The following is a 20,451-nucleotide window of genomic DNA, read 5'->3' as shown; positions in this document are numbered from 1 at the left end:
ATCGCAGTGATCTCTTTGTTTCAAGGACTGTTTATTTCTCTTTCATAGAGAGGCCGGTGCGACGCCTCCTCCACCCTCGTCGCATCGGCTGCTTTTTCTTTTTTCCGAATTCATCACCGGACGTAGTACGCCTCTTCATATCTGAAAGCGCTTTCATCACAGGATTCAGGCAGAACTCATGACCCACGACGGCTCCAACGATAAACCCGGCGCGCCCAAGGTATCCAACGTACCCGCTGCGCCCAACGTGACGCTCGAAGCCATCGCGCGCGCGGCTGGTGTTTCTCCGAGCACCGTATCGCGGATCCTGAACGGTTCTGCGCGCGTGCTTCCCGCCAAGCAGCAGGCGGTGGAAGCGGCGATCGCGCGTTTCAACTATCGGCCGAACGTGCTCGCGCGCAGTCTCGCGAGCGGGCGGACCGAAACGATCGGCGTATTGACGCAGGCGGTGTCGAGCCCGTTTTACGCCGAGTGGCTGCGCGGCATCGAGGAGTCGTTGTACGAACCGGGCTTTACGCCGATCTTCGTGAGCAGCCGCTGGAACATCGACGACGAAAAGGCGCGCCTCGAGCAGTTCATCGCGCGGCGCGTCGATGGAATCATCTTGCTGCACGCGCAACTCGATGAGTCGACGTTGACCGACTACTCGCGGCACGCGCCGATGCTCGTACTCGGCCGCTCGGTACAAAACAGCGCGACGCTCGCTGGCCTGCCGATCGACAACATGCAGGGCGCACGCGACGCGACCCATCATCTGATCGAGCAAGGCCATCGCGAGATCGCCTTCATCGCCGGGCCGGCAAGTCACGAGGATGCGATCGAGCGCCTCGTCGGCTACCGGACCGCGCTCGAGGAAGCGGGCATCGGTTTCGATGCCGATCTCGTCGAGCAGGGCGATTACCTCGAGACGGGCGGCGTCGCAGCGATGGAGCGCCTGATGGCGCGCCATCCATCGTTCAGCGCGGTGTTCTGCGCAAACGATCAAACCGCGTACGGCGCGCGCCTCGCGATGTTCCGCCGCGGCGTGCGGGTGCCGGACGACGTGTCGCTGGTCGGCTTCGACGATTTGCCGACCTCGTCGTACATGACGCCGCCTTTGACGACGGTCCGCCAGCCGACTTACGAAATCGGTCGCCTCGCCGCACAGGGCATCGTGCAGATGATCCGCAAGCAGTCGATCGCGCTAAGCCCGATTCCGCTCACGCTCGTGACGCGTGAAACCACGCGGCGAATCACGCCGCCGGTAAAACGGGGGGATACACCTACGTAGCGGCTGTTTTTTTCGCCTCAACGTGAAAGCGCTTTCAGGTATCGGCAGTCAAGCAGAAATTCAGCAGAGCATTCAGCACCAGGCAAAGCAGCACCAAGCAAAGCAGCAACAAAGACAACAGGGGAAGTAGGTCGCAGCAACCGGGTATTCATCGAATGCAATTCAAACAGGGTTCTTCAGGAGACGAGTAATGAAATTCCGCTTTTCAGGCTCTGCCGCCGCCGTTCTGCTCAGCCTGGCCGCAGTCGGCGCGCACGCCAACACCACGTTGACAATCGCGGTCTTTCCTAAGCTGGATCAGGAAATCAAGGACGCGCTTCCGGCGTGGAAGAAGCTGCATCCGGACGTCGACATCAAGGTGTCGTCGCTCGCGATCGCCGATCACCACAACGCAATGACCACCGCACTCGCGACGAGCTCCAATCTGCCCGACGTGATGGCGGTGGAGGTCGGCTTTATCGGCCGCTTCGCCTCGGGCGGCGGTCTCGAAGATCTGTCGAAGGCGCCGTATAACGCGGGCCAGTACAAAAGCCAGTTCATCAACTACACGTTCGCGCAGGCGACCACGCAGGACGGCACGATCGTCGGCATGCCGGCCGATATCGGTCCGGGCACGCTGTTCTATCGCAAGGACCTTCTCGACAAGGCGGGCGTGACCGAAGCCGACCTGACGAAGTCGTGGGACTCGTACCTGGCGGCGGGCGTGAAGATCAAGAAGGCGACGGGTGCGTACCTGATGGCATCGTCGCGCGATATCGAGGACATCTACATTCGCGCCGACCTGAAGGAAGGCGATGGCGTGTACTTCGACAAGGCCGGCAATCCGGTCGTCACGTCGCCGCGTTTCGTGAAGGCGTTCGAGCTCGCGAAGAAAGCACGCGACCTCGGTCTCGACGCGAAGATCACGCCCTGGTCGAACGAATGGGCCGAAAGCTTCAAGCGCGGGACCGTCTCGACGCAGATGATGGGCGCGTGGCTCGGTGGCCACCTGTCGTCGTGGATCGCCCCGGACACGAAGGGTCTGTGGCGCGCGGCCAATCTGCCGAACAACGCGTACGCATCGTTCGGCGGCACGTTCTACTCGATCCCGGCGAAGGCGACGCAAAAGCCGATGTCGTGGGAATTCATCAAGTTCCTGACGACGCGCCAGGACACGCAGCTCGCATCGTTCCGTTCGATCGACGCATTCCCCGCGCTGCTTGCCGCGCAGAACGACACGTTTTTCGCGGAGCCGGTCGCATTCCTCGGCAACGAGAAAGCGCGTCTGATCTGGCGTGACGCAGCCTCGCACATCCCGGCGATCCAGCGTAGCAAGTACGACCAGGTCGCCGAGGAAGCGGTGCACTCGGCGCTCGACAAGGTCGTCGACGACGGTGCAGACGTGCATACGGCGCTCCAGGAAGCGCAGGACCAGATCGCGCATCGGGTCCGCCGTTAAGCGGTATCGATGCAAGGTCGCGGCACGCTGCGTACCGCGACCGAAGTGTGTCGCAGTGCGCTGCAAGTCTGCTGCAAACAGCGTGGCCGGTCATCGATCCCGGCTACGCCCGACTGGACGGAACTATTGATGAACACCCCGCTGCCCACGACCCCAGAGGTCGCCCGCGATGCGCGCGCGAGCGACGTGCTGAGCTCGCCCGCGCCGTTCGCCGCGCCGCGCAGAACTTCGCGGCTCGATCCGGTGAAAGTCGCACCCTACCTGTTTCTCGGGCCATTTTTCCTGCTGTTCGCGCTATTCATGGCGTTCCCGCTGCTGTTTTCGCTGTACCTGTCGTTCCAGAGCTGGGACGCGACGGCGGGGCTCGCGAGCATGAAGTGGGTGGGTCTGTCGAACTTCACGTTCACGCTGACCGACCCGTGGTACTGGAAGTCGCTGTACAACACCGCGTCGATGGCGATCATGTCCGGCGTGCCGCAGCATCTGGTGGCGCTGCCGCTCGCATTCTTTCTGCAAACCGCGTTTCGCCGCTGGCGCAACCTGGTGGTCGGCCTGTACTTCCTGCCGTTCATCACGTCGAGCGTCGCGATCGCGCTGATCTTCTCGTCGCTGTATTCGACCGACTTCGGCATGATCAACCTCGCGATCGCCGAGCTCGGCAAGCTGCCCGGCCTGCACTGGATCGTCCCTGCGCATCCGATCGAGTGGCTGTACAACCCGAAGAACGTCAAGCCGGCGGTGTCGGTCGTGATCTTCTGGCGCTATGTCGGCTGGAACACGGTGCTGTATCTGTCGGCGCTGCAAACCATTCCGAAGGACCTTTACGAGGCCGCGCGCATCGACGGCGCGAACGGCTGGCAACAGTTCACCCGCATCACGATTCCGCTGATCAAGCCGATGATTTTATTCGCGGTCACGCTGTCGATCATCGGTGGGCTGCAACTGTTCGAAGAGCCGTTCATCCTGCTGCCGAACGAAGGCATGGGTACCAGCCAGTCCGGTCTGACCACGGCCGTCTATATGTATCGCACCGCATTCCACGACGGCGATTTCGGCACCGCGAGTTCGATCGCATGGCTGCTGTTCATTTCGATCGGCGCGTTGATGTGGTTGAACACGCGGATCTTTCACCGCAGCGGCATGAACGAGGAGACACAGCGATGAAATCGTCGAGCAACAAGGGCCGTTATATCGGCTACGCGATCGTGGTGGTCGGCGCGCTGCTGATGTTCTCGCCGTTCTACTTCATGTTCGTGTTCGCGACGCACACGAGTTCCGAGATTTTCTCGATGCCGCCCCCGCTGTGGTTCGGCAGCGCGTTTCTCGACAACATGGCCTCGCTGATGCGGCACATTCCGTTCTGGCGCAATCTCGGCTGGAGCTTCTATACGGCCACGATGCAAACCGTGCTGACGCTGCTCGTCACGTCGATGGCCGGCTACGCGTTCGCGATGTACGAATTCCGCTTCAAGAAGACGCTGTTCGCGATCGCGCTGACCGCGATGCTGGTGCCGCCGTTCCTCGGCATGATTCCGACCTTCATGACGATGAACCTGCTCGGCTGGATCGATCAGCCGCGCGCGCTGTACGTACCTGGCGCGGCCGCCGCGCTCGGCGTGTTCCTGATGCGCCAGTACGTCGCGGCGGCGATTCCGTCCGAGCTGATCGAGGCGGCGCGCATCGACGGCTGCAGTGAATTCCGCATCTACCGGAGCATCGTGATGCCGCTGCTGGGACCGGCGCTGGGTACGCTTGGACTGATCAGCTTCATTCAGGCGTGGAACAACTTTCTGTCGGCGCTCGTCGTGCTGCGTTCGCCGTCGATGTACACGCTGCCGCTCGCTCTGCGCATTCTGCAAAGTCCGACCAATTCGGATTGGGGCGCGGTGATGGCGGGCTCCGCGGTCGCGGTGCTGCCGTTGCTGGTGCTGTTCGCATTCACCTCGCGGCGTCTGATCGACGGTCTGACGACCGGCGCGGTCAAGGCTTGAGATTCTCTCTTTCATTTTTCACGCCCTAGCAGGCGTGACCATTCAGGACAACATCATCTATGTCGACGTATCGATTCAACGAAGACTTCGTCTGGGGCGTCGCCACCAGTTCCTACCAGATCGAAGGCGCAGCGCATGAGGACGGCCGCGGCCCGTCGATCTGGGACGCGTTCTGCAACGTGCCGGGCAAGGTCGTGAACGGCGAGAACGGCGATGTCGCATGCGATCACTATCACCTGGTCGAGGAAGACCTCGACCTGATGGCCGAACTCGGGGTCAAGGCTTATCGCTTTTCGATCGCCTGGCCGCGCGTGCAGCCGACTGGCCGCGGCGCATGCAACGACAAGGGCCTCGCGTTTTACGAGCGCCTCGTCGACGGTTTGCTCGAGCGCGACATCCAGCCGTTCGCAACGCTGTATCACTGGGACCTGCCGTTGTCGCTGCAGCATACGCAAAACGGCTGGGAAAGCCGCGACACCGCTTATCGCTTCGCGGACTACGCACGCAAGATCGGCAGCGTGCTCGGCGATCGCATTGGATCGATCGCGACGCACAACGAACCGTGGTGCACCGCGTGGCTCGGCAACGCAACCGGCTATTTCGCGCCGGGCAACGCCGATCTGAAGAAGGCCGCGCATGTCGCGCACCATCTGCTGCTGTCGCACGGTCTCGCGTTGCAGGCACTGCGCGCCGATGGCGTGAAGGCGCCGCTCGGCATCGTGCTGAACCAGTCGCCGGCGCATGGCGCGACGGATGCGCCCGAAGATCAGGCCGCCGCGTCGCTCGAATACGCGAAGTTCGTGCGCTGGTACATGGACCCGCTGTTCAAGGGCGAGTATCCGGCCGAGGCGCTGGAATGGTATGGCGCGAACGGTCCGCAAGACGTGATCCGGAGCGGCGATTTCGACGTGATCAGTACGCCGATGGACTTCCTCGGCGTCAACTACTACACGCGGATCTTCGCGAGCGCATCGGGCGAGAAGCGTCCGCCGGGCGCGCTCGGCTTCACCGACATGGATTGGGAAGTCTATCCGCAAGGTCTCACCGAATTGTTGACGCGCATCAACGCCGACTACAAGCTGCCGCCGATCTACATCACCGAGAACGGCTGCGCGGCGAAAGACGTGCTCGATAACGGCCGCGTGCACGACGCCGAGCGCGTGCGCTTCTACGACCTGCATCTCGCCGCCTTGTCGGACGCGGTGAAACAGGGCGTCGACGTGGCGGGCTATTTCGCCTGGAGCCTGATGGACAACTTCGAATGGGCGTCGGGCTACGACAAGCGCTTCGGCATGGTCTACGTCGACTACGCGAGCCAGGAGCGCACGCTGAAGGACAGCGCGTTGTGGTATCGCGACGTGATCGCGCAACACGCCGGCGTCGCGGCCGTGCGCTGAGGCGCACGCCCGACGACGGGCGCATCGAACCTCGCGTGGCGCGACAGTAGTACGGCAGTGGGATAGCGTCACGCGGGGTCTGCAAGTACAAGGATTGAGGAGGAGGCATCAAATGGGCGAACTCGTATTGCGCAACGTCACGAAGACGTATGGCGAAGGACCGCAGGTGATCCAGGGCATCGACCTGCACATCCCGGACGGCCAGTTCACGGTGTTCGTGGGACCGTCGGGCTGCGGCAAGTCGACAATGCTGCGCATGATCGCGGGGCTCGAGTCAGTGACGGGCGGCGACATTCTGATCGACGGCGTACGCGTCAACGATCTGCAGCCCACGGACCGCGGCATCTCGATGGTGTTCCAGAGCTACGCGCTCTACCCGCACATGACGGTCGCGGAAAACATGGGCTTTTCGCTGAAGCTGTCGGGCAAGTCGAAAAAGGAAGTGCGCGTGGCGGTGGGCCGTGCCGCCGAGATCCTGCAGATCACACATCTGCTGGAGCGCAAACCGAAGGCGCTGTCGGGCGGCCAGCGCCAGCGCGTCGCGATCGGACGGGCGATCGTGCGCAAGCCGCGCGTGTTCCTGTTCGACGAACCGCTGTCGAATCTCGACGCTGCGCTGCGCGTGCAGATGCGTATCGAACTCGCGAAGCTGCATCGCGAACTCGGCACGACGATGATCTACGTCACGCACGATCAGGTCGAGGCGATGACGCTGGGCCAGCAGATCGTCGTGTTCAACAAAGGCCGCATCGAGCAGACCGGCGCGCCGCTCGACCTGTATGAGCGGCCGTCGAACCGCTTCGTTGGCGGCTTCATCGGCTCGCCGCAGATGAACATGCTGACCGCGACGCTGGTGTCGCGAAGCGATGCGCAAACCGTCGTGGCGCTCGCCGGCGCGAGCCAGCGCATCGTGCTGCCCGGCCGGCTGGCGCAGCCGGTCAGTGGCGAATTGACGCTCGGGGTGCGCGCCGAGCATCTGGGCATCGGCTCGCTCGACGAAGGTCTCGCCGCGCGTGTCGAACTGGTCGAGCATCTCGGCGACGTCTCGATCCTGCATGCTCGACTCGATGGCATGGCGCACGCGATCGCGCTGAAGCTCGACAAGAAGGACGCGCAGCACGCGGTCGGCGCGCGTGTCGGGATCAAGGTGGCGTCGTCGTCGGTCACGCTGTTCGATGCGAATGGCGCCGCGGTGAGCCTCGCGCGACCCGAAGTCGGCGAGGACGTCGGCGCGGTGGTTTGACAGGCCGATGTCGGCGAGTGAGCAACGGTAAAGCCGCGCGAATCGTTGCATGCGTGGATCGTGCATTTCGATGCGGAGCCTTCATCCGGGCCCCCTGCATCGAACGACGAAGACTGACGCAAGCAGCGATGACGTTAGCCAGTTCGCATTAAATAATATTACGCAGTACTTTCGACGCCTTGCATGGAGCTTTCTCCTTGCCGGGCTTGATTTAGAGGGTCCAGTCGAGGGGTCGGATAGCGATTTGGAGCTTAGGTAAACTCCGCATGGCGGCGGCGAATGTCCGCCATTAACATCCGCTAACGTTAAGGGTAACGTTCGGGGACGTTTGCATCTATTCGAAGAGCTAAAAAACGGGGCAAAACATTCAAACCCAAGACGCGGCGCGCGGCTATCCGGCACGACCCGGTATGGCCAGAGCGGTCTGTGTAAAACCAATTGATTAGGTGAAAGTGCAGCGGTTGCGCGCAGGAATTGGCGCGACCGTTGCAGGCTGTGTCGCGGCTACGGTAGTTGTCGCCGCGAGTTGGATTGGAGCTCGAGGGAGCTCCTGGCAGTAGGCTGGGAAGCAACGACTGAGAGCAAGGTTGATAAAGAATGTCGGGCACGCATCGCGGGTGTTCGCCTGCGGGCGCACCGGCCCGATACAAAAAATACCGTTGGATTTTTGCTGGGTGGAGAGCGTCATGGAAAAGCGAGTATCTAAAGCCATTTTCAAGTCCCGGGCCTGCGAGTTGTTCCGTCAGGTCGAGGCATTGGGCGAAACCGTGGTCGTCACCGACCGCGGACAACCCACCATCGAAATCCGGCCGTATCGCAGCAAGCAGGAAAACCCGCTCGAACTGCTGCGCGCGTCGATTACGCATTTCAACCTGAAGCACGCGTTGCAGCCTGTCACTGCCGAGCAGGACGAGTAATGATCACGCTCGACACGCTTGCGCTCGTGTGCTGGCTCGGCAGGCAGAAAGCGCTGAGCCAGGCCGCGCACGATGCGATCGATCGGGAGCTCGCCGGCGGCGAGATCCTGATTTCGGCAATCAGTGCGTTCGAAATCGCGGAGTTCGTGAAGGTCGGCAGTCTCGGGCTGTCGATGGACGCGCGCAGCTGGATGTCGACGTTTCTGTCGCTCGACGGCGTGCGGATGATTCCGGTCGACACCGAGATCGCGTTTCGCGCGGCCACGCTGCCGCCCACGCTCGCCTTGCATCAACGCCTGATCGTCGCGACCGCGCGCACGCATGGCGGCGCGCTCGTGACTTCGGATGCGAAGGTGCGCGCGTCGACTTACGTCGAAACGATCTGGTGACGGCCGCGGCGCTGCCTGGTGCGGACTGGGCCGGTGGAATCGCGCACCACCAGTTCCGCCGGGAGCGTGATGCGCTGCGAAGCGGCGTCGATCCCGGCGATCTGCGCGAGCAGCGTGTTGACCGCCGAGCGCGCCATTTGCTGGAACGGTTGGCGGATCGTGGTGAGCGCCGGGTGAAACTGCTCGGACATCGGGATGTCGTCGAAGCCGATCACCGAGATGTCGTCCGGCACGCGCAGACCTGCTTCGCGGATCGCGGCGATCACGCCGAACGCGCTCTGGTCGTTGGCCGTGAAGATCGCGGTGGGCGGCTCGGCGAGATTCAGCAGGTCGAACGTGACGTCGAACGCCATCATTTGCGACAGGTCGCCCGCGGCGACCAGCGCGTCTTCGCGCGGCAGGCCGAGGCGAGCCAGCGTGTCGTGATAGCCGCGTTGCCGGTCGCGCACGCCTTCGATCGTTTCGTCGCCGGCCAGAAACGCGATGCGCTTGTGACCGAGCTCGGCGAGGTGCTCGACCGCGAGACAGGCGCCGCCGTAGTTGTCGACCGACACCGACGGGAAGCCCGTCAGCGTGCCGCGCTGATCGACGACGACGACCGGTACCTTCGCGGTGGCGAGCGCCTCGAGGCACAGCGACTCGCGCGGAAGAATGGCGAGGATACCGTCGGAGAATTGCTGGATGAGCCCTAGCAGGTCGTGATGCGTATGACGATCTTCGTCGAACACGGTGTAGACCAGCATCTCGCAGCCTGCGCCACGCGCCGCGCGGCCCGCGCCGAGAATCAGTTCGCTGGAGAATTGCGTGTCGAGTGTCGGCGTGATGATGCCGATGATGCCGTTGCGGCCGCCCGACAGTTTCTGCGCGGTGCGGTTGACGACGTAACCGATGTCCGACGCGATTCTCAGGACTTCGTCGCGGGTTTCGCGCGACACGCCGGGACGGCCGTTGAGAGCGCGCGACGCGGTCATCTGGGACACCCCGGCAAGCTTGGCAACGTGCTCAAGCGTTGGGGTCTGTCTTGCCATGCGGGTCGAAGGTGTGCGAGAGGTCATTGGATGGGTCGACTCGCTAATCGCGTTAGCGATAACGTTTATGTAGTCGTTATTCTAGCAGAACCCTTTATATTTCAGCTTTCCCACAATCGGTCCATCTTATCCGGCAGTTGCGTCGCAGCCCGCCGGGACCAGGTAAAATCCCGCATAGCCTTACTTCACGCATCGACCTAACATTCACTAACGTTAAGGCTAACGTTAATGTTTCGGTGATTTCTTATAAATCCAGAAGAGGGGACACACCCATGGCGTACCCGGCTTTGTTTAAAGCGCGGTCCATCATCGGCGCGACGGCGCTGCTGTTTTCGTTGTCTGCAGTTGTTTCGAACGCCGTAGCGGCGGACTCCAAAACGATCACGGTATGGGACCAGCAGACCAATGCGTCGTCGAGCAAGATCATTCGCGACGCGTCGGATCGATTCGAAAAGGCGGTTCCGGGCTACAAGGTCGAGAATTCGCACGTCCTGAACGAGGCGTACAAGACTAAGCTGAAGGTCGCTTTCGGCGCGAACCAGCCGCCGTGCGTGTTCGAGAACTGGGGCGGCGGCGGGCTGCACGAGTACGTGAAATCCGGCCAGATCGCCGACCTCACGCCGTACCTGGAGAAGGATCCGGCGTACCGCAACCGCTTCATGCAAGCGTCGTGGAATGTCACGACGTTCGACGGCAAGACCTATGGTGTTGCCGCCGAAAACGCGGCGGCCGCGGTGATCTTCTACAACAAGGAAGTCTTCAGGAAGTACGGCATCACGCCGCCGAAGACGTGGGATGAACTGATGCACGTCGTTGAAGTGCTGAAGTCGCACAACGTTGCAGCGTTCTCGCTCGCGAACAAGAACAAGTGGACTGGTTCGATGTACTACATGTACCTCGTCGACCGTATCGGCGGTCCGCAAGTCGTGAAGGACGCGATCGAAGGCAAGGGCAAGGGCTTCGAAGATCCGGCGTTCGTCGAAGCCGGCAAGCGCATTCAGGAACTCGTGAAGGCTGGCGCGTTCGCACCGGGCATCAACGGTCTCGATTACGACTCGGGCGCCTCGCGCCGCCTGCTGTACACGGGCAAGGCTGCCATGGAGCTGATGGGCGCCTGGGAAGCTTCGACGATCGCGAACGAAAATCCGACGTTCTCGAAGGACCTCGACTTCTTCGCGTTCCCGAGCGTGCCGGGTGGCAAGGGTGATCCGCGCGACCTGATCGGCACGGTCGGCGACGGCTTCCTCAGCATCTCGACCGAGTGCAAGACGCCGGACGCAGCGTTCAAGCTGATCCAGGCACTGACCGACGAGCAGGCGATGCAGGCTCGCGCGTCGGATGACCACAAGCTCCCGCCGGTCAATCACGTCAAGATCGACGATCCGTTCACGCAGCGTCTGCAGCAAATGCTTGCCGCCGCTCCGAGCGTGCAGCTCTGGTACGACCAGGCATTGCCGCCGGCCCTCGGTGAATTGCACAAGGACACGACGCAAGCACTGTTCGGTCTGTCGCTGACGCCTGAGGCTGCTGCGCAGCAAATGGAAGCCGCTTCGAAGAAGGGCGGCTGATCTCCAGTCTTAAAGAAAAGTCCGACCGGCACCGCGAGGTGCCGGTCGGCATACAAGCCCGTGAATATCGCACTTTCCGCTACACCCGAACGCCGGCTGAGATTTTCATCGCAAACGCTCGTCACGGTTGTGTTTCTTGCGCCGTCGCTGCTGCTGCTGGCCGTGTTCCTGCTTTATCCGCTCGTCTCCAGCCTGCGGCTGTCGCTGCTCGACTGGAACGGCCTCGGCAACACTGCCCGTTATATCGGGCTCGCGAACTGGGCGCGGCTCGCGCACGACATAGTGTTCTGGCAATCGCTGAAGAACAACGTGATTCTTGCTGTCGCGTCGATCGTCGTCCAGCTTCCGATCGCGCTCGCGCTCGCCGTGCTGCTGGAGAAGGCCGGTCGTGGCTCGCGCTTGCTCAAGGTTCTCTATTTCCTGCCGCTGCTGATGTCGAGCGTGGCGATCGGTGTGCTGTTCAAGCAAATCTACGATCCGAATTTCGGTCCGATCAACGTCGCGCTGCAGGCTTTCGGGCTTGATGGCCTCGCGAAGGACTGGCTGGGCGATCCGCATTTTTCGCTGGCTGCGACCATCGCCGTGATCATCTGGCAGAACGCGCCTTTCTACATGATTCTGTTTCTCGCCGGCCTCTCGTCGATGCCGGCCGAGGTCAACGAGGCCGCGCTCCTCGACGGCGCATCCGAGTGGACCATTTTCTGGCGCATCAAGCTGCCGCACCTGCAAGGCACGGTGCGCACCGCTGTGCTGCTGTCGGTGCTCGGGTCGCTGCGTTACTTCGATCTCGTCTTCGTCATGACCGGTGGCGGCCCCGAAGGCTCGTCCGAGGTGATGGCCACCTACATGTATCGCACGGTGTTCAGTTCGTTTCAACTCGGCTACGGCAGCACCATCGGCTCGGCGATGTTCCTTATCGTCATCACGGTGGCGGCGGTGTCGATGTACTTCACCCGCCGTTATGCAACCGAGGTCTGAACCATGAACAAGAAACTACGCTTCCCCCGCGTGGGGGTTCCTCTGCTGGCACTGATCTGGCTGGCCGTCACGACGATTCCGTTTCTCTTCATGGTCGCATCGAGCTTCAAGAGCCAGGAAGAGACCTTCGCGACGTCAGTGTGGGCGCCGCCGAGCCACCTGTATTGGGGTAACTACGCGGCTGTGCTGCAGGGGCCGTTTTTCACTTATTTCCGTAACAGCGTGTTCACGGTGGGCGTGTCGGTGCTGCTGATCGTCATCATCAGTGCGATGGCGGCCTACGTGTTTGCGCGCTTGCGCTTCTCGCTGAACAAGACACTGTTCGGTCTGGTGGTCGCTGGCATGATCGTGCCGCTGCATGCGACGCTCGTGCCGATCTATCTGCTCACGCGCAACCTCGGCCTTTACGACACCGCGTTCGCGCTGCTCGGCCCTTATGTGGCCCTCAGTCTGCCGGTGTCGATCTTCATCCTGACCGAGTTCATGCGCCAGATTCCGCGCGAGCTCGAAGAAGCGGCGCAGCTCGACGGCTGCAGTCCGTTCCGCATCTTCTGGCGAATTTTCTTCCCGCTTTCGGCACCGGGGCTCGCCACTGTGACGATCTTCAACGGCATTGGTCTGTGGAACGAGTTCATCTTCGCGTACATGCTCACGTCGACGGCCGAGCACCGTACGCTGCCGCTCGCGATTTGGGACTTCATGGGGCAATACGCGTCGAACATACCCTCGATGCTGGCCGTCCTCGTGCTCACGTCGCTGCCGCTGATCGTTGCCTACGCGTTCGGTCAGGAGCGCGTGATCAAGGGGATGATGGCCGGCTCGCTCAAGGGCTGATCCGCATCGCACCTCACCTCGAATCGTATGGGCCAAAGTGGCCCGCACACCGAACTTCGCATAAACGATATGGCAAGCATCTCTCTCACTAACGTACAGAAGTCCTATACGAGCGGTAACTCGGTGATCCGCGACGCCAACCTCGAAGTCGGCAGGGACGAATTCTGCGTGTTCCTCGGGCCGTCGGGCTGCGGCAAGTCCACGCTGCTGCGCATGATCGCCGGTCTCGAATCGATCACCGACGGCGAACTGCGCATCGACGGTCAACTGATGAACAACGTCGAACCCGCGAAGCGCCAGGTCGCGATGGTGTTCCAGAACTACGCGCTCTATCCGCATATGAGCGTGTACGAGAACATGGCATTCGGCCTGCGTCAGGCGAAGGTCGATAAGGCCACCATCGACAAGAAGGTGCGCAGCGCCGCTGCCGCGCTGCAACTCGACAGCTACCTCGAACGCCGCCCCGCTGCGCTGTCCGGCGGCCAGCGCCAGCGCGTGGCGATCGGGCGCGCCATCGTGCGCGAGCCGGGCGTGTTCCTGTTCGACGAGCCGCTGTCGAATCTCGACGCCGCGCTGCGCGTGCAGACGCGCACCGAAATCGCCCGTTTGCATCGCGAGTTCAACCGCGCGAGCGCGGTGTACGTCACGCACGACCAGATCGAAGCGATGGCGCTCGCCGACAAGATCGTGCTGCTGCACGCCGGCGCGGACATGGAAAAACACGGCAGCATCGCGCAGATCGGCGCGCCGCTCGATCTGTACCACCGGCCGAAGAGCCGCTTCGTCGCAGGCTTCATCGGTTCGCCGAAGATGAACTTCATGCCGGCCACGGTGCTCGCGGTCGACGACAAGGGCATTCAGGTCGAGCTGACCACGGGCGAGCGCGTGCGCGCCGAGGTCGACGGCCGCAGGCAGCGCGTCGGTTCGCAGGTCACGCTCGGCATCCGGCCGGAGCATCTTGCCCTGCCGTCGGCGCAGGCCGGCGTGCAGACAATCCGCTGCGCCGTGCGCCTGGTCGAACGGATGGGCGAGCACAGCTACGTGCATGTGGACGGTGGCGTGCGCGACGGCAACACGATGATCGCCAAGCTGCCCGGCGACGGTGGCGTGACGCACGACGAACGCGTCGAACTGGCGTTCGCACCGCACGCGTGCCACGTGTTCGACGACAAGGATTTCGCGCTGCCGCGTCTGCACTGATCCGCTTGCGATCGCGCCGCTTGCACGGCGCGAACAAGCGCGGTCCCATTGCATCGCGTCGCTAGACGCAACGAACGACCCGTAGTCGATCAAACACGGCGAATTCGAGTCGCGGCTGCGTTCGATCGATTAGCAGGACTGCGAAGTCTGGAAAGGCATCTGAAATAGAAGGGGATGGCATCCGGCCTGAAGCAACGCCATGCCGCACGCTTGTCAGGAACAACGGATTTGTCGGCGCTTCATGCGCTTCGTACACCAGGATAAAAAAAAGGAGTTTTCGATGTTGCTTCGCCAAAGTGAGGTCCCGCTCTACCGCAATCCAGCGGCAGCCGTGGAAGAGCGCGTGGCCGATCTGCTCGCGCGCATGACACTCGACGAAAAGATTGCGCAGCTTCACGCCGCGTGGCTGAAGCTCTCGGCCGATGGCAATCACAAGGCGCGTAGCATCGATTTCGCGCAGAGCGCCAACCAGATCACGGTCGACGAGATCCTGCAGCATGGCCTCGGCCAGATCACGCGTCCGCTCGGCACGCATACGGTCGATCCGAAAGAAGGCGTACGCGCGCTCAACGAGCTGCAGCGCAAGATGGTCGAAGACACGCGCCTCGGCATTCCGGTGATGTCACACGAGGAATGCCTCGTCGGGCTCATGATCAAGGACGCGACGCTGTTCCCGTCGCCGTTGAACTATGCGGCGACGTGGAATCCGCAACTGGTCGGCGAAGTGGGCACGATCATCGGCGAGCAGGCACGCTCGATCGGCTGTCATCAGGGGCTCGCGCCGGTGCTCGACGTGTCGCGCGACCCGCGGTGGGGCCGCACCGAGGAGACGCTCGGCGAAGACCCGTATCTGGTTGGCGTGCTCGCGTGTCATTACGTGAAGGGCCTGCAGGGCGAACAGCGCGATCTGCTCGCGACGCTCAAGCATTTCGTCGGTCATTCGGCGAGCGAAGGCGGCCGCAATCATGCGCCGGTGCATGTCGGTCCGCGTGAGCTCAACGACGTGTTCATGCTGCCTTTCGAAATGGCCGTGAAGCTTGCGAACGCGGGCTCGGTGATGCCCGCCTATCACGACGTCGACGGCGTACCCTGTCATGGCGATCGCGCGCTGCTGCACGACACGCTGCGAGAGAAATGGGGCTTCGACGGTCTCGTCGTCGCCGATTACGCGGGCGTCGACCTGCTGTTCAGCCATCATGCGGTGGCGCGCGACAGCGCGTCGGCCGCAGCCCTCGCGTTCAACTCCGGCCTCGACGTCGAGCTGCCGGGTCACGAGTGCGCGGTGCATCTGAAGGAAGCGCTCGAGCGCAACGAGATCAGCGAAGCGACGATCGACACCGCCGTCTCGCGCGTGCTGCGCGTGAAATTCCAGCTCGGCCTGTTCGAGAATCCGTACGTCGATCCCGAACGCGTCGACGTGAAAAGCGCGACCGCGGGCGATACCGCATATCAGGTCGCGCTCGAATCGGCGGTGCTGCTGCGCAATCAAGGCGACGTGCTGCCGCTCGACGTGCACGGCCCGGACAAGATCGCGGTGATCGGCCCGACCGCCGACGATCCGCTCGCGCTGCTCGCCGGCTACAGCTTCCCGGTGCACCTGATCAACAGCGGCGAGCAGTCCACTGCTTCGATCGCGACGCCGCTGCGTTCGCTGCGCGCGTTGCTCGGCGACGAGCGCGTCATTCACGCGCAGGGTTGCGACATCATCAAGGAGCGCCGCGCGGGCGCGCCGGTGTTCCCGGGCGACGTGTCGCTCGATCTGACCGGCGACGCGCATTGCGACGAGCTGATCAGCAAGGATACCGACGGCATCGCGGCCGCGGTCGAGGCCGCGCGGCAAGCGGGCGTCGCGCTGGTGTTCGTCGGCGATCTGGCGGGCCTGTTCCAGTCCGGCACGGTCGGCGAAGGGTCCGATACCGACAGCCTCGACCTGCCGGGTGTGCAGCAGGCGTTGCTGCAGGCAGTGGTCGATAGCGGCACGCCGACGGTCGTCGTGATGACGGGCGGCCGTCCGTACAATCTCGGCGGCCTCGAAGACCGCATCGCCGCGCAGATCATGGCGTTCGCGCCGGGCGAGCGTGGCGCCGAGGCGCTGGCCGATCTGCTGGTGGGCCGCGTCAATTTCAGCGGCCGTCTGCCGCTGTCGGTGCCGAAGAGCGCGGGCGCCGTGCCGTACGTGTATAACCATCGTCTGAAGAGCGCGGGAACGCCGATCGCATACCATTTCGGCTGCCGCTATCCGTTCGGTTTCGGTCTCGGCTATACGCAGTTCCGTTACGGCGATCTCGCGCTCGCGCACAGCGAAGTGTCGATCGAAAACGGTACTATCGAGTTGAGCTTCACGGTCGACAACATCGGCGCGCGCGACGGCACCGAGATCGTGCAGATCTACGTGCGCGACCGGCACGCGTCGGTCGCGCGGCCGGTCCGCGAGCTGAAGGCGTTTGCGCGCGTGCCGCTCGCGGCGGGTGCGTCGGCGCGTGTGCGCGTGAAACTGCCGGTCGACATGCTGAACTTCACCGACGCGTGTGGCGAGCGTATCGTCGAGCCCGGTGACTTCGATCTGCTGGTCGGCAACTCGAGCCGCGACATTCATCTGAGCGGCACGGTCGCCGTCGCGGGCTCCGCGACGAGAACGCTCGAACGCGACTGGCGCATGCTGAGCGAGGTCGAGATCGTGGCCTAAGCGGCGGGTCAGGGCGGCGAGCGCCGTCCTGTGTGTGGTCCTACTCGTAACAAGTGGAAAATCTGATGTCGTACGCAACCTATCCAAGTCTGTCGGACAAAACCATCGTCGTGACCGGCGGCGGCAGCGGGATCGGCGCCGCGATCGTCGAGGCCTTCGCGCAGCAAGGCGCGCGCGTGTTCTTCCTCGACGTCGCCGAGCACGATTCGCTCGCGCTGCAGGAAACGCTTCGCCACGCGAAGCATCCGCCGCTGTTCCGCCGCTGCGACCTGAAAAATGTCGACGCGATCGAAAACACGTTCGCCGACATCGTCGATGCGGTGGGCCCGATCGACGTGCTCGTCAACAACGCCGGCAACGACGACCGGCACGAAATCGGCGAACTCACCGCGAGCTACTGGGACGACCGTATCGCGGTGAATCTGCGCCACCAGTTCTTCTGCGCGCAGGCCGCCGCGAACGGTATGCGTCGCGCGGGGCGCGGCGTGATCCTGAATCTGGGCTCGGTGTCGTGGCATCTCGCGCTGCCGAACCTCGCGATCTATATGACCGCCAAGGCCGGCATCGAAGGGCTCACGCGTGGTCTCGCGCGTGATCTGGGCAGCGCGGGCATCCGCGTGAATTGCATCATCCCCGGGGCGGTGAAGACGCCGCGGCAGATGCAGCTGTGGCAATCGGCTGAGAGCGAAGCGAAGGTCGTCGCGAGTCAATGTCTGCAACTGCGCATCGAGCCCGAGCACGTCGCGCGTATGGCGCTGTTCCTCGCCTCCGACGACGCGTCACGCTGCTCCGGCCGCGATTACTTCGTCGACGCAGGGTGGTACGGAGAATGAGCATGCCGGTCCCAGCATGCGTATGGGCGGTCGGCGCCGAACTGGCCGAAGGGCCGCTATGGCAGGCCGCCGAAAACGCGGTGTATTTCGTCGATATCAAGGGGCGCCGGATTCATCGGCTGTCCGTCGCGACCGGCGAGCAGCGGACGTGGCAGGCGCCCGACCAGCCCGGTTTTCTGGCGCCGCTCGCGGACGGCACGTTCGTATGCGGGCTGCCATCCGGCTTGCATCGCTTCGATCCGGCGAGCGGCGAGTTCAGCAAGCTCGCCGAGGTCGAACCGCATCTGCCGGGCAACCGCCTCAACGACGGTTTCGTCGATGCACGGGGACGCCTGTGGTTCGGCTCGATGGACGATGCGGAAGAGGCGCCGAGCGGCACGCTGTATCGCGTGAACGAGCAAGGCGCGGCAATCGCGCAGGACGACGACTACGTGATCACGAACGGCCCGGCGATGAGCCCGGACGGCCGCACGCTGTATCACAACGACACGATGCGGCGCGTGGTTTATGCCTTCGACGTCGCCGCGGACGGCACGCTGTCGGGCAAGCGCATCTTCGCCGCCATCTCCGGCGACGGCCATCCCGACGGCATGGCCGTCGACGCCGACGGCTTCGTGTGGATCGCGCTGTTCGGCGGCTGGCGGATCGAGCGTTACTCGCCGGCGGGCGAGCTGGTCGATCAGGTGCCGTTGCCGTGCGCGAACGTGACGAAGCTCGCGTTCGGCGGCGACGATCTGCAAACCGTCTATGTGTCGACCGCATGGAAGGGACTGACGACGGTCGAGCGCCAGCATCAGCCGCAGGCGGGCGGGCTGTTCTCGTTCCGCGCGCCGGTGGCGGGGCAGGCTCAGGCGCGCTGCACGGTGGGCTTCGAGCGTTAGACGACAAAAACACAGCGACAGGACAGGCCGCAAAACGCAACCCTGACGTTGCCTGGTCGCTCCGCAAGGAGCGGCCCGCTATCATGTGCGTTCCATGACTTTCGCGCATTCGCCCCGATACCTATCATGACGTCCAGGCCGCCAGTCCCGCCCCGCATGTCCGATGTTGCCGAACGCGCGGGCGTCTCGAAGATGACCGTGTCGCGCGTGCTCGCCGGCCGCAACGTGTCGCAGGCGACTCGCGAACGCGTGCAGAAGGTCATCGACGAACTCGGCTACGTCGCCGATGCGGCGGCGGGCGCGCTGTCGTCGGGACGCTCGGCGTTCGTCGCGGTGCTGGTGCCGTCGCTGTCCAGCTCGAACTTCTCCGACACCGTGCGCGGACTGAATGCCGCGCTGGGCCCGCACGGTCTGCAGTTGCTGCTCGGCGACACGGACTACCGTCTGGAACAGGAAGAACTGCTGGTGCGCTCGATGCTGCGCCACCAGCCGCGCTGCGTCGCGCTGACGGGCGGCCGGCACACCGAGGCGACGCGCATGCTGTTGCAGCGCGCCGGCATTCCGGTCGTCGAAATGTGGGATTTGCCCAGCGATCCAATCGATAGGGTCGTCGGCTTTTCGAACTCGTCGGCGGCGCGCGCGATGGTCCGGCATCTGCACGAGCGCGGTTATCGGCGGATCGGCTTCATCGCGGGTGCCAGCGAGCGCGACCGGCGCGGGCACGACCGGATGCGCGGCTACGTCGCCGAAATCAAGGCGCTCGGTCTCGGCGAGCCGCGCGTGATCCGGCTCGGCGATTCGCCGATCACGATGAGCCACGGCGCACCGGCGATCGGCGCATTGCTCGACACGTGGCCCGATACCGAGGCCGTGATGTGCGTGAGCGACATGTCGGCGTTCGGCGCGATCATGGAGTGTCACCGGCGCGGGCTGTCGGTGCCGGGCGACATCGCGGTCGCCGGGTTCGGCAACTTCGAGGTGTCGTGGTGCTGTCAGCCGAGCATCACGACGGTGTCGGTCGACGCGTACGGCATCGGCCTGCGCGCTGGCGAAACGCTGCTCGCGGCGCTCGCCGATCGCGAAGCGGGCGAGGTGCAGCGCAGGAAAGCGGTGAAGATCGATTTCACGGTGATTGCACGCGATAGCGCGTAGAGGGCACGCTGCGAGCATCAGCGGGGCGACGCTGAATTCGCAAGCCGCGTACCCTCAATTAAACAGCTCAGGGATATCCCTTGGTTGCCCGGACCATAAGCCGGGCGTAACATCCACAGTCAGAAATGTTACCGGTAACTTCACGGCGAGGTTCGCCGGCACGGCGCATTCAAAGAAAACCGGCGAGCGGCGCCTGCATGCGGCGATTCCGGCGCTGATCGGCGGAATCGGTCTAATCATGAGCGCGGCTTTGGCGCATCATGTGGTGTGGGCGATCACGTTTCTGACAATCGCCACCGCCGGCATCCTTGCGCTGATGCCGATTTACTGGACGTTCCCGGGACAGCTGCTGTCGGGCGCCGCCGCGGCGGCCGGCATCGCGATGATCAACGCGATCGGCAATCTGTCCGGCTTTACCGGTTCGATGATCACCGCCGTGGCGAAAGATTTGACCGGCGACATCAACAACGGCACTTACGCACTCGGTGCGTGTCTGCTGGTCAGTTGCGTGCTGATCCTGCTCGTGCCGCGCACGATGCTGACGCGGGCCGCCTCGAATGAAGGCAGCGGCCCCGGCCGCGAGACAGCGCGGGCACAGAAACACGCAGAGCACGCATAAGAAACCCTCACCCAGACAGAGAGACAA

The 20,451-nt window shown here is 63.5% G+C and carries 17 protein-coding genes and 1 pseudogene; 17 read left to right on the top strand and 1 reads right to left on the bottom strand.

Annotation, left to right across the window (positions count from 1 at the left end):
• Positions 1–178: 178 nt before the first annotated feature.
• The 8 genes from F6X40_RS03745 to F6X40_RS03710 all read left to right on the top strand — a co-directional run bounded on the left by F6X40_RS03745 (position 179) and on the right by F6X40_RS03710 (position 8,645).
• A complete protein-coding gene (locus F6X40_RS03745) occupies positions 179–1,270 on the top strand; it encodes a LacI family DNA-binding transcriptional regulator (protein ID WP_184045163.1) in 1,092 nt (363 codons plus the stop codon).
• A gap of 190 nt (positions 1,271–1,460) precedes the next feature.
• Entirely contained in the window at positions 1,461–2,708 is a 1,248-nt protein-coding gene (locus tag F6X40_RS03740) for an ABC transporter substrate-binding protein (RefSeq protein WP_187626874.1), read from the top strand.
• A gap of 129 nt (positions 2,709–2,837) precedes the next feature.
• A complete protein-coding gene (locus F6X40_RS03735) occupies positions 2,838–3,872 on the top strand; it encodes a carbohydrate ABC transporter permease (RefSeq protein WP_187626873.1) in 1,035 nt (344 codons plus the stop codon).
• Positions 3,869–4,699 (top strand): carbohydrate ABC transporter permease, encoded by an 831-nt coding sequence (locus tag F6X40_RS03730; protein ID WP_187626872.1) that lies wholly within the window; start codon positions 3,869–3,871, stop codon positions 4,697–4,699. The genes F6X40_RS03735 and F6X40_RS03730 overlap by 4 nt, the downstream gene beginning before the upstream one ends.
• Positions 4,700–4,758: 59 nt before the next feature.
• The gene (locus tag F6X40_RS03725) at positions 4,759–6,096 is read left to right on the top strand and encodes a GH1 family beta-glucosidase (RefSeq protein WP_187626871.1); all 1,338 of its coding nucleotides are present in this window, start codon (positions 4,759–4,761) and stop codon (positions 6,094–6,096) included.
• 112 nt (positions 6,097–6,208) lie between these two features.
• Complete coding sequence (locus F6X40_RS03720) at positions 6,209–7,339, top strand: ABC transporter ATP-binding protein (protein ID WP_187626870.1); 1,131 nt, start codon at positions 6,209–6,211, stop codon at positions 7,337–7,339.
• A 686-nt stretch (positions 7,340–8,025) separates the two neighbouring features.
• Positions 8,026–8,256: a type II toxin-antitoxin system Phd/YefM family antitoxin gene (locus F6X40_RS03715; protein ID WP_008921569.1), complete on the top strand. Its 231-nt coding sequence runs from the start codon at positions 8,026–8,028 to the stop codon at positions 8,254–8,256.
• Positions 8,256–8,645: a type II toxin-antitoxin system VapC family toxin gene (locus tag F6X40_RS03710; RefSeq protein WP_090810623.1), complete on the top strand. Its 390-nt coding sequence runs from the start codon at positions 8,256–8,258 to the stop codon at positions 8,643–8,645. Before F6X40_RS03715 ends, F6X40_RS03710 begins: the two co-directional genes overlap by 1 nt.
• Here the strand turns inward: F6X40_RS03710 and F6X40_RS03705 are convergent.
• Entirely contained in the window at positions 8,624–9,673 is a 1,050-nt protein-coding gene (locus tag F6X40_RS03705; RefSeq protein WP_184045177.1) for a LacI family DNA-binding transcriptional regulator, read from the bottom strand. The two genes, F6X40_RS03710 and F6X40_RS03705, sit on opposite strands and share 22 nt — an antisense overlap.
• A 287-nt stretch (positions 9,674–9,960) precedes the next feature.
• Between F6X40_RS03705 and F6X40_RS03700 the strand changes: the two genes are divergently transcribed.
• The 9 genes and pseudogenes from F6X40_RS03700 to F6X40_RS03660 all read left to right on the top strand — a co-directional run.
• Positions 9,961–11,241 carry an extracellular solute-binding protein gene (locus F6X40_RS03700; protein WP_262421354.1) on the top strand — a complete coding sequence of 427 codons (1,281 nt, stop codon included), beginning with the start codon at positions 9,961–9,963 and terminating at the stop codon, positions 11,239–11,241.
• Positions 11,242–11,301: 60 nt separating this feature from the next.
• A complete protein-coding gene (locus F6X40_RS03695) occupies positions 11,302–12,219 on the top strand; it encodes a sugar ABC transporter permease (protein ID WP_316251785.1) in 918 nt (305 codons plus the stop codon).
• A 3-nt stretch (positions 12,220–12,222) separates the two neighbouring features.
• Entirely contained in the window at positions 12,223–13,053 is an 831-nt protein-coding gene (locus F6X40_RS03690; protein ID WP_187626868.1) for a carbohydrate ABC transporter permease, read from the top strand.
• 69 nt (positions 13,054–13,122) lie between these two features.
• On the top strand, positions 13,123–14,253 hold the full coding sequence (locus F6X40_RS03685) for an ABC transporter ATP-binding protein (protein ID WP_187626867.1): 1,131 nt from the start codon (positions 13,123–13,125) through the stop codon (positions 14,251–14,253).
• 280 nt (positions 14,254–14,533) lie between these two features.
• Positions 14,534–16,939 (top strand): glycoside hydrolase family 3 N-terminal domain-containing protein, encoded by a 2,406-nt coding sequence (locus F6X40_RS03680; RefSeq protein ID WP_187626866.1) that lies wholly within the window; start codon positions 14,534–14,536, stop codon positions 16,937–16,939.
• A 65-nt stretch (positions 16,940–17,004) separates the two neighbouring features.
• Complete coding sequence (locus F6X40_RS03675) at positions 17,005–17,772, top strand: SDR family NAD(P)-dependent oxidoreductase (protein WP_187626865.1); 768 nt, start codon at positions 17,005–17,007, stop codon at positions 17,770–17,772.
• A complete protein-coding gene (locus F6X40_RS03670) occupies positions 17,769–18,653 on the top strand; it encodes an SMP-30/gluconolactonase/LRE family protein (protein ID WP_187626864.1) in 885 nt (294 codons plus the stop codon). Before F6X40_RS03675 ends, F6X40_RS03670 begins: the two co-directional genes overlap by 4 nt.
• Positions 18,654–18,809: 156 nt before the next feature.
• Positions 18,810–19,805: a LacI family DNA-binding transcriptional regulator gene (locus F6X40_RS03665; protein ID WP_187626863.1), complete on the top strand. Its 996-nt coding sequence runs from the start codon at positions 18,810–18,812 to the stop codon at positions 19,803–19,805.
• 145 nt (positions 19,806–19,950) lie between these two features.
• Positions 19,951–20,424 (top strand): annotated as a pseudogene (locus tag F6X40_RS03660) (MFS transporter); the annotation flags it as partial.
• Positions 20,425–20,451: the final 27 nt, after the last annotated feature.

The organism is Paraburkholderia sp. UCT31 (genome assembly GCF_014397655.1).
GTDB lineage: Bacteria > Pseudomonadota > Gammaproteobacteria > Burkholderiales > Burkholderiaceae > Paraburkholderia > Paraburkholderia tuberum.
This window is presented reverse-complemented; position numbering and strand designations above follow the sequence as displayed.

Bases quoted from the DNA above. Each gene is read 5' to 3' on its own strand.
- F6X40_RS03690 (WP_187626868.1), top strand. From the start codon at position 12,223: ATGAACAAGAAACTACGCTTCCCCCGCGTGGGGGTTCCTCTGCTGGCA.
- F6X40_RS03720 (WP_187626870.1), top strand. From the start codon at position 6,209: ATGGGCGAACTCGTATTGCGCAACGTCACGAAGACGTATGGCGAAGGA.
- F6X40_RS03715 (WP_008921569.1), top strand. From the start codon at position 8,026: ATGGAAAAGCGAGTATCTAAAGCCATTTTCAAGTCCCGGGCCTGCGAG.
- F6X40_RS03705 (WP_184045177.1), bottom strand. From the start codon at position 9,673: ATGGCAAGACAGACCCCAACGCTTGAGCACGTTGCCAAGCTTGCCGGG.
- F6X40_RS03745 (WP_184045163.1), top strand. From the start codon at position 179: ATGACCCACGACGGCTCCAACGATAAACCCGGCGCGCCCAAGGTATCC.
- F6X40_RS03735 (WP_187626873.1), top strand. From the start codon at position 2,838: ATGAACACCCCGCTGCCCACGACCCCAGAGGTCGCCCGCGATGCGCGC.
- F6X40_RS03665 (WP_187626863.1), top strand. From the start codon at position 18,810: ATGTCCGATGTTGCCGAACGCGCGGGCGTCTCGAAGATGACCGTGTCG.
- F6X40_RS03685 (WP_187626867.1), top strand. From the start codon at position 13,123: ATGGCAAGCATCTCTCTCACTAACGTACAGAAGTCCTATACGAGCGGT.
- F6X40_RS03725 (WP_187626871.1), top strand. From the start codon at position 4,759: ATGTCGACGTATCGATTCAACGAAGACTTCGTCTGGGGCGTCGCCACC.
- F6X40_RS03710 (WP_090810623.1), top strand. From the start codon at position 8,256: ATGATCACGCTCGACACGCTTGCGCTCGTGTGCTGGCTCGGCAGGCAG.
- F6X40_RS03680 (WP_187626866.1), top strand. From the start codon at position 14,534: ATGTTGCTTCGCCAAAGTGAGGTCCCGCTCTACCGCAATCCAGCGGCA.
- F6X40_RS03740 (WP_187626874.1), top strand. From the start codon at position 1,461: ATGAAATTCCGCTTTTCAGGCTCTGCCGCCGCCGTTCTGCTCAGCCTG.
- F6X40_RS03675 (WP_187626865.1), top strand. From the start codon at position 17,005: ATGTCGTACGCAACCTATCCAAGTCTGTCGGACAAAACCATCGTCGTG.
- F6X40_RS03670 (WP_187626864.1), top strand. From the start codon at position 17,769: ATGAGCATGCCGGTCCCAGCATGCGTATGGGCGGTCGGCGCCGAACTG.
- F6X40_RS03730 (WP_187626872.1), top strand. From the start codon at position 3,869: ATGAAATCGTCGAGCAACAAGGGCCGTTATATCGGCTACGCGATCGTG.